Annotated in this window: 1 protein-coding gene; it reads left to right on the top strand. The window is 58.7% G+C overall.

All coding sequences use genetic code 11. The annotated features are described in order from the left end of the window. Nucleotides 1–32: 32 nt before the first annotated feature. Nucleotides 33–2,480: a DUF1592 domain-containing protein gene (locus tag ACIREA_RS30255; RefSeq protein ID WP_397386038.1), complete on the top strand. Its 2,448-nt coding sequence runs from the start codon at nt 33–35 to the stop codon at nt 2,478–2,480. Nucleotides 2,481–2,669: the final 189 nt, after the last annotated feature.

Raw genomic sequence — 2,669 nt, 5'->3', positions numbered from 1 at the left:
GCCAATAATCAGCGCTTTCTTTCGTTTCAGCCATGCAACGCTTCTTTGTTTCTTTGATCCTCGGCAGTACGGCCAGTGCCGCACCGCTGCCGCCTGTCACTCCTTTCTTGGAGCAGCACTGCACCGAGTGCCATGATGGTGATGTGAAGAAAGGCGGGCTGGATCTGACCGCGTTGTCATTCAAGCCGGAGGATCGGAAGAATTTCGACCTGTGGGTGAAGGTCTATGATCGTGTGAGCAAAGGCGAGATGCCGCCTGCGAAGAAGCCCCGGCCAGAGGCTACGGCCTTGCAGGGCTTTCAGTCAGCGCTCAAGGCACCGCTGCGTGACTATGAGCTGGGGCAGCAGGCGAAGAACGGACGCACGGTGCTGCGCCGGCTGAACCGCACGGAGTATGAGAATACGGTGCATGATTTGCTTGGCATCTCTGTCCCCCTGAAGCACATCCTGCCCGAAGACACGCCGCTGCATGGGTTTGATACTGTGGCGGAAGGTCTGCGTTTTTCGCAGCTGCAAATCGAGAAGTATCTGGAAGCTGCTGATGCTGCGCTGGATGCGGCCATCGTGCTGAGCAAACGGCCGGTGGGGATCAATCAGCGCTACAGCTACAAAAACGAGCAGGGAATTCGAAAGAACCTCGACACGCCGCCAGGCACTCTGTCCGACAAGACCAATCCGAAGAGCGGGCACCGAGTGATGTTTCGTGAGAACGACAAGGAAGTCATCATGTTCACCACGGGTGACTATCTGGTGGGCCTGAAGCAGTGCCGCCTGCCGGGTCCGGGCAACTACCGCATCAAGATCTCCGGCAACGCCTTCCAGAGTGAAGGTGAGCCGCTGACGCTGATGATCTACAGCAACAACTACAAGCAGAAGCGCCTGCTGAGCTACTGCGAACTGCCGGCGGACAAACCGCGTGAGTTTGAATTCACGACGCGGCTGGATGGCACCGAGCACATCGTGATCAACTGTGACCGTGTGGGCCGAGACAAGAAGGGGCAGAACATTTATAATGTCGGTGCTGCTGAATTCCTGGGAACGGGTCTCGCGATGCAATGGATTGAAGTGGAGGGGCCGCTCGCTTCTGAATGGCCACCAGCGAGCCTGAAGAAGGTGCTGGGTGATGTGCCGCTGACCGAACTGGGTGACAAGCAGAAGAAGTTTCGCGATGGCAAGCAACTCGGCTATGAACTCGCGCCTACGGACGTGAAGCTGGCGATTGCCAATGGTCTCAACGGCTTTGCGGCACGTGCGTTTCGGCGGCCGTTGGAGCAGGATGAGGCGGCACCTTACATCGCGCTTGCCACTCAGTCGCTGGATGCGGGCAGCACCTTTGAAGATGCCATGCGTGTGGGCTTGCGTGCCATTTTGACGTCACCTGGTTTCCTTCTTTTGGAAGAGCATCCGGGCAGGCTCAGTGATCGCGCTTTGGCCACGCGGCTGTCGTATTTCCTCACGAGCTCGATGCCGGATGAGGAACTGATGAAGGTGGCGAGTGCGGGGAAGTTGAGCCAACCGGCGGTGCTGAAAGCCCAGACCGAGCGTCTGCTCAAAGGACCGAAATTGGCAACGTTCGTGACCAACTTTGTGGGCCAGTGGCTGGAACTGCGCAACATCGACGCGACTACGCCGGACACTAAGCTTTACCCTGAATACGACATGCTGCTGAAGCTGGGCATGGTCACGGAAACGGAGGCGTTTTTTAATGAGCTGCTGACCCAAAACCTGCCGGTGAGCAATCTCATCCACAGCGACTTTGCCATGGTGAACAACCGCCTGGCGGAGCATTACGAGCTGCCGGGCGTTGCCGGTGAGCAATTCCGCCGTGTGTCATTGCCGAAGGACAGTGTGCGTGGCGGAGTGCTAACGCAGGCCGGTGTGCTCAAGGTCACGGCGAATGGCACGGTCACATCGCCGGTGATTCGCGGGGCCTGGGTCATGAAGCATCTGCTGGGGCAACCGCCGCCACCACCTCCGGGCAATGTGGCGGGCATCGAGCCCGACACGCGCGGAAGCACCACCATTCGCGAACAACTGGCAAAGCACCGTGACAGTGAGAGTTGCGCCTCCTGCCACCGGCAGATTGACCCGCCAGGGTTTGCGCTGGAGAGCTTTGATGTCATTGGCGGCTTCCGTGAGAACTACCGCTCCAATGAGAAAGGTGCCAATGTGAAGCGCAAACTTCGCGGCCAGAACATCTGGCAGTACAAGGAAGGCCTGCCGGTGGATGCCAGCGGCGAGCTGGCGGATGGCCGCAAGTTTCAGGGCATCACCGAGTTCAAGAAACTGCTGCTCGATCAGCAGGATCAAGTGATGCGAGCGCTGGCTGGCAATCTTGTCACTTACGGCACGGGGGCGGGCATTCAGTTTGCGGATCGCGATGCGATTGATGCCATCTCCAAGCAAGCCAAAGCTGATGGCTCGGGTTTGCGTTCACTGGTGCATGCGGTGGTGCAGTCTCCGCTGTTTTTGAGCAAGTAACCGACGTTTTAATCCGACTCCAACACACCATGATCACACGCCCTGCCATTTCCCGCCGCGCCTTTCTGCACGGTTCTGGTGTCTCGCTGGCCCTGCCGTTTCTTGAGGCGATGATGCCGCGACTTTCGAGCGCGGCGGCAGCCACGCCGCCGAAGCGCATGGTGTTTGCCTGTGCTTCGCTGGGCATTT

It is taken from the genome of Prosthecobacter sp. (assembly GCF_044373815.1).
In the GTDB taxonomy this organism is placed as follows: Bacteria; Verrucomicrobiota; Verrucomicrobiia; order Verrucomicrobiales; family Verrucomicrobiaceae; genus Prosthecobacter.
Note: the sequence above shows the minus strand (reverse complement) of the source record. Positions and strands in the feature narration are given on the sequence as shown.

Bases quoted from the DNA above. Each gene is read 5' to 3' on its own strand.
- ACIREA_RS30255 (WP_397386038.1), top strand. From the start codon at position 33: ATGCAACGCTTCTTTGTTTCTTTGATCCTCGGCAGTACGGCCAGTGCC.